5 protein-coding genes are annotated in these 6,482 nt (G+C 64.8%); all 5 read right to left on the bottom strand.

The annotated features are described in order from the left end of the window. Positions 1 to 1,115 (bottom strand): APC family permease (locus tag AC1DWT_RS48870; protein WP_477926026.1); only part of this gene is annotated, 1,115 nt, incomplete at its 3' end. Between the two features lie 46 nt (positions 1,116 to 1,161). Beyond that, positions 1,162 to 2,472 (bottom strand): MFS transporter, encoded by a 1,311-nt coding sequence (locus tag AC1DWT_RS48865; RefSeq protein WP_206013954.1) that lies wholly within the window; start codon positions 2,470 to 2,472, stop codon positions 1,162 to 1,164. A gap of 107 nt (positions 2,473 to 2,579) precedes the next feature. Next, positions 2,580 to 3,332 (bottom strand): SDR family oxidoreductase, encoded by a 753-nt coding sequence (locus AC1DWT_RS48860; RefSeq protein WP_072947231.1) that lies wholly within the window; start codon positions 3,330 to 3,332, stop codon positions 2,580 to 2,582. Beyond that, complete coding sequence (locus AC1DWT_RS48855; RefSeq protein WP_206013955.1) at positions 3,325 to 5,001, bottom strand: NADH:flavin oxidoreductase; 1,677 nt, start codon at positions 4,999 to 5,001, stop codon at positions 3,325 to 3,327. Before AC1DWT_RS48855 ends, AC1DWT_RS48860 begins: the two co-directional genes overlap by 8 nt. A 5-nt stretch (positions 5,002 to 5,006) precedes the next feature. Continuing rightward, positions 5,007 to 5,951 carry a dihydrodipicolinate synthase family protein gene (locus tag AC1DWT_RS48850; RefSeq protein ID WP_259375865.1) on the bottom strand — a complete coding sequence of 315 codons (945 nt, stop codon included), beginning with the start codon at positions 5,949 to 5,951 and terminating at the stop codon, positions 5,007 to 5,009. Positions 5,952 to 6,482 lie beyond the last annotated feature (531 nt).

The following is a 6,482-nucleotide window of genomic DNA, read 5'->3' as shown; positions in this document are numbered from 1 at the left end:
TAGCCGAGATTGCTCGCCAGCAGGATGCTCACCGGATGCCCCACCAGGACCATGACGGTCGCGTTGAGGAGCACGTCCAGGGTCAGGGATCGGCCGGGCACACCCCACCGGTTGACCCAGTCGAGTTGCTTGATGGTCATCCCTTCCTGGGCAAGGCCGAACAGCGCGCGGCCCCCGTCGGCGGTAGTGGAGATCATCCCCACCAGCAGCGAGAAGGCGATCACGAGGGTTCCGATCCACGACGCTCCGCCGAACGCGTGGTCGAACGCCACCGCGACATAGGTCACCGGGTTGTCGCGAATCGTTCCCTCACCAAGGCCGCCGGCCAGGGCCAGCGGCACTACGACGAACAGCACGATCATGAACAGCGAAATTCGCGTCATGGCTTTGGAAGTGTCGCGGGATGTGTCCTTGTATTCGGGTGCGAAAGACGCAACGATCTCGCCTGTGTACACCGCCCACGCGGTCACGTAGAGCACGACGACCACGGTTTTCCAGTCTCCGTCAACCGACCACGACAAGTTGGCCGTCGACCAATGGATCGACGGGCTGACCAGGCACGCCACCGACACCACGACTAGACCTGCGATCACGAGCAGGCCGAGCACCTTGTTGACCGTGGCACCGAATTTCAAGCCGAAGTAGTTGAATGCCCAGGCGAACAGCATGGCACCGAGGGCGAAGACGTGCTCGAGCCCGAGGTGATTGCCAAGGACGTCGATGTCGAGTGTGTTTCCTTCAAACCACGTCGCCTCGATCAGTTCGCCGAACACGACCGAAGCCATGGAGATTGTCAGAGACCAACCGATCCAGTACCCGAACGCGGCGATGGCACCGATCGGGGCGAAGTACTTCTTCCAGCCCTCGATTGCGTAGCGCGCTACGCCCCCGGAGTCGCGCGGAAACATCGATGCCATCTCCGCGAACACCCGACACTGGAGATAGCTGACAACTGCACCAACGAACCAGACCGTGATTGCAACCCAGGCGCCGACGACCCCCAGAAGATAGCCGAATGTCACGAACAACCCAGTAGGTAGGGCAAGCGCAAGGGCCATTCCGTCGCGCCAGGTCAGTGTCTTGGCGAGTCTATGTTGGTCAACGCTGTCGCTCATCGTGGTGCTCCTCGTAGTTGGTCAGTACATGCTGGCGACGTGGTGTTCACTCTCCGGCGAAGGTGCCGCTGCGGCGGCGGGCTGCAATGTAGAGGACCACGCTGATGACCGACAGAACGGCGGTGTAGACGGGGAAGGCCCACAACAAGTTGCGGCTCTGCAACCAGACGATCAGGTAGGACGCGGTGCCACCGAAGGCGGCGACGGCGATGCCGTAGCCGAGCCCGGTGCCGGTTGCCCGGCAGTACTTGGGCATCAGCGACGTGGACACGACGTTGTAGAGCGTCATGTTCGCTGCCAGCAGTACGCCACCCAGCAGCAGGACCACGGTGAAGGTGCTCAGACCGTCGCCGGCGTACAGCAACATCAGGAAGATGCCGGGGACGACCGCGAGGCGAGTGACAACGAACGCCCGGGACAGGCGCACCCGGTCGGCGATCCGGCCGGTGATGATCGATCCGACCAGCATGATCACGCCGAGGATGCTGGTTACGGCGAAGATCGTGGTCGGATTCTCGCCGTAGGTGCCGCGGGCCAGGCTGGGCAGACCGACGTTCCACGCGTAGTTGTAGGCCTGCGCGGCGCCGACGACAAAGATGATCGCGGCTAGGCCGAGCCAGTGCCGTCGGACGCCCTCCCAGGTGCCCGACGTGCGTTCGGCCTTCTCCTCCTCCGACAGTGTCTCGGGCAGCGCACGCCGCAGGTAGAGCACGAAAAAGCTCATCGCAGCACCGACCAGCATCGGGACCCGCCAGCCCCACGTCGACATGGCGTCGCCGCCGATGGTGTAGCTGGTCGCGAAGCTGACCACGGAGGCGAGCAGGATGCCGAAGTTCTGGAAGAAGCTGATGTAACCGGCCGCCCTACCCTCGTGTCCGGCCGGCATCAATTCCACGGCGTACGCCGTGGACAGCGGTGCCTCGATGCCGGTGGACAGGCCCTGGAGCAGCCGGCATGCCAGCAGTAGGATCCCGGCCCAGACGCCGATCGAGTCGTAGGACGGCAGCAGCGCGATGCCGAGGGTGGTGGCCGCCATGATGCCGACCGACCAGAGCATCACCCGGCGACGGCCGATGCGGTCGGCGACATTGCCGAGCAGGACTCCGCCCAGCGGCCGGACGCAGAACCCGACCGCGAATACGGCCAGCGCGTCGAGGGTGGACGACACAGGGTCTTGCGACGGGAAGAACTGCGGCCCGATGAACGCGGCGAGGAGGCCGAAGATCATCCAGTCGTACCACTCGAGGGTGTTGCCGAGGCCGAGGCCCAGCATCGCCCTGCGGGTGGACGGTGGGGATGCGTTTCCGCGTTGCGTCGCCGACTCGGCGGTCGCCGTGGGGTCCTGGGTGCCGGTCATGACGAATTCTCCGGGGATGTCGGGAGGACCCGTTTTGGGTCGCTGCGAGGACGGTCGGTGGCGCCAATCGCTTTGTGAGATTCAAAGCGACTGCGCACCCGAATGATTCAGATCGACTGGGCGCCGTCGACGACCAACGTCACGCCTCGCATGAACTCGGCCGCCGGTGAGGCCAGGAAGCCGACCGCCTGTGCGATGTCGTTTGGCGTCGCCAGCCTGCCTGCCGGGATGCCGGATCGATAGGACGTCAGGTCGCCGACGACCTGTCGGTCCTTCGGGACACCGAGCTCCTCCCATTGACGGCGCTGCATCTCGGTGTCACAGGAACCGGGAGCGACAGCGTTGACGCGGATTCCGTCAGCTGCGAGTTCGAGTGCGAGGCATTCGACCATCATTTTGGTGGCGGCCTTGGTGGCGCAGTAGGCGCCGAGGTCGAGGCGGGGCTTGTGCGCACAGTTCGAGGTGATCGCGATCAGTGATCCACCCCCTTCGGCGCGCATCTGGGAGATGTGGGGGCGGAAGGTGTTGAGCACTCCCAAGGTGTTGATCTGAAAGTGGTTGACGAGGTTGTCGACCGGGTCGCTCGCCAACCGGCCGGATACGCACCTTCCTGCATTGGCGACCACCGTGGTGGGCGGCCCGCCCAATGCAGCTGTCAACGCCACGGCGGCCTGCTCCATAGCCGCGGCGTTGCTCACGTCGCACTCGGCGAAAGCGACTCGGTCCTTCAGTCGCGCCGAGGGCGCCTGCCGGTCGATTACGGCGACAGCAGCTCCATCTGACAGGAGTTTCTCGACGATGGCCTCGCCGATGCCTTGGCTGCCGCCGGTGACGATGCATCGCATCGGGTGATTAGTCATCACTGTTTTCCTTCCACGCTTGGGTGTATGCATCGCGCACGGCAGCGGCCAACTCACCCGGCTGTGCCGCGTCGCCGATCTTGATGGTGCGAGCCCCCGGAATGCGGGTCGGCTCCTTCCTCCGGGGGTTGCGCAGGTCGTAGAGCAATATGTGGTGGAGCCGGTCGCTTTTCATCAGCCGCTTCGGCAGGGGTACGCGGGACAGGACTCGGATGAGGATGCGGACGAGGGGACCGAGGTTGCCCACGTACGTGGCGCCTCTGGCGTCAGCGACGACGTCGACGTTCGTACGCCATTCGGGCGGTGGTTCCCGCTCCCCTTCCGGGGCGATGTGAACCCCGGCCTCGACGGCCTCCCTCCACAGTCCGTCGAAGTAGCGGCGCATCCGCTGTCGATCCGGTCGGTAGCCGTTGAAGGTGGGTGCTGCCGCCGCCTTCCAGGTGCGGTCCCGCGCGATGACGTACACCTCGTGTCCCGCTCGAGCCGATTCCACTGCGTAGGTCAGGCCGGCCGGCCCGGCACCGAACACGAGTCGGCGCTGCGCAACGGTTCGAGTGGCGGGCCGGTCGGTGGTCGTCACGGTGGGGTTCACCGCGCAGGCGAGCTGTTGACCCGATCGCATGGTCCGCACACAGTGATTGCACGCCAGGCACTCTCGCACTTGCAGGTGTTGCTGCGTCTTGCGCGCCCAGTGCGGATCGGCGATCTGGCCGCGCCCCACCGCGACGAAATCCGCCCACCCCTGTGCGAGAGCGTCCTCGGCCACAGCCGGGGCATTCACCCGCCCAACCGCGATGACGGGCAGGCGCGTGCGCGCCTTGACCGCCCTGGCCGCGTCGAGGAATACGCCGTCCCCGTACGGCATCGGCGGAATCATGATCTCGGGATCGACGGACTTGTAGTGCCCGCCGGTCACCGAGACGGCGGAGACGCCGGCGTTCTCGAGGTAGGGAAGGAACGCGAGCGAGTCGTCCACGGTTTGTCCGGCGGAGTAGTAGTCCTGACCGCTGAGGCGATAGCTCAGGGGAATTCCGACAGCTTCGACGATGCGGCGCACCAACGACGCGAGGAAGTCGTACCGGGCCGCGGCGTTCGGCAGCACCTGGTTCTCGTCGGCGCTGATCAACTGCGCCAGAAGGTATCCGTGGGCGCCGTGGAGCTCGATCATGTCGAACCCCGCCTCCTCAGCCCGTCTGGCCGCGGCGACGTGATCCACCACGAGCTGCTCCAGAGAATCCTCGTCGAAGAGCTCGGGAAAGTTCACGAAGCGTGCCGTCTCGAATACCGGAACCGGCCCCGCAGTCGAGGCCAGGGGGCGCCCGCCGAGTTCCGTCGGCAGCGCCCTCGCTCCGCCGTGGCCCAGTTGGATGCCGGCCCGAGCCCCCTGCTCGTGGATGGCCGCGACGAGGGAGCGCAACCCGGGTATGTACTCGTCCGAGTCGATGCCCAGCTCGCGCCCTCGGTGCCGACCACGACGCTGCGGCGAGGCCATCTCCACGATCACAAGACCACAGCCACCCCTGGCTCGTTCCTGGTAGTAACTCACGAGCTCCGGCGTGACCTCTCCGGAGGGGGTGGCCAGGCGAGTGGTCATGCTGGGCAACACGACCCGGTTGCGCATCTCGACGCCGCCGATCGCGCTCGGACTGAAGAGGTGGACGTAGGACATGAGCGTTACACGAGCCCAGCGGCGACGCAGGCGGCCTCGAGAGTGGCGAGCTCAGTGTCGTCGACCTCCACCAAGGGGCGCCGCACATACGTGGCGTCGCTCGGGATTCGCCCCAAGATGCCCAGGGCCGCCTTCATCCGATTGTGCTGGTCGAAGAAGGGATCGGCGTAGCAGGCAACGGCAAGGGGGTAGATGCGATCCCAGGCCTTTCGCGCCCCGGTCAGGTCGCCGGCCTGCATTGCGGCGAGGAGTTCACTCTGCAGATCCGCGACGATACTGCCGTGACCGCTCAGCACCCCGTCGCTGCCCACCAGAAGGGATGCAAAGAGGGCGCGGCTGAAGCTGCTCAAGACCGAGACGTGGGGCGCGTCGGCCTTGATCGCCCGCCAGGTGTCCTCGTACTCGACGATGTCGTAGGACCATTCCTTGATGGCCGCCACGGTCGGGATGGTCTGACAGATTTCCAGGGTGGTCTCGAGCGGCAGCGTGAGAGGGTTGCCGACCGGATACTTGAAGATGATCAGGGGCACGTCCACAGCTTCAGCGACCGCTTCGTAGTGGGAACGCTGCGATTCCGAGCGCTGCTGTGACCCGCCGGCGAAGACTCCCGAGGGGAAGACCAAGAGCGCCTTCGCTCCAGAGTCGACCGAACGTCGTGCCTCGGCCGCGGCTCGGGCACTGCCGTCGTCGTAGACGCCGGCGACCACGCCGACGGATTCCGGAACGACGGAGACGGCGTGCTCGATCATGCGTTGGCGTTCGTCGGTGGTCAGGGTCGCGACCTCCGAGGCGTGGGCGGTGGTGGTGATCCATTCAACTCCTGGTATTGCCGCAAGCCACCGGAGATGGGTGGTGAATGCGTCCCAGTGAATCGCTCCTCCCCTCGACATTGGAGTGAGGTGGGCTGGAATGAGACCCCGAACTGACGAGACCGAGTCGCTCTGGACCATGATGTCCCCTTTCTGATGCGGTTAGAAGAAAGGTAGGAACGAGCGTGTGGACGAACAAGGGACAGTCCTGCACGCCGATATGCATTTGTGCAGAAATTGCAGGTCAGATGAATTCCTGGTCCGCGCCTCCACGTTTGCGGTCAGAGACAAGTAGGGCCTGCTCCTCGACCTCCAGATCTCCGCGAGAGCCTTCTGCGCCCCGAAACGGTCGATTTATACAGTGCCGCTGAGTTATTCGCGATATCTCGAACTCGGCGCCATTAGTCGCGCGGGAGAAAGCGCCCAAAACGACCTCGGCAACGCCCTTTTCGTGGGCAGCGATCCATCGGCAGTCGCGGCTTCTCCAAATTCCTCGGAGAAGACGTATCAAGCGCCACCGAGTGTGGGCATGCACAGACAGTTCATCCTTGACTGTGCACACGCATATGTTGCCACCTGAAATTAGTGATTAAGTTCATTGTCACTCGATCCAGCCGGACGGATCACCTTACCCATCGGAACGGTCGGCCAGCGCTCACTCCGCATCCGACG

The sequence above is a fragment of the Rhodococcus sp. P4_B6 genome, from assembly GCF_056402215.1.
Note: the sequence above shows the minus strand (reverse complement) of the source record. Positions and strands in the feature narration are given on the sequence as shown.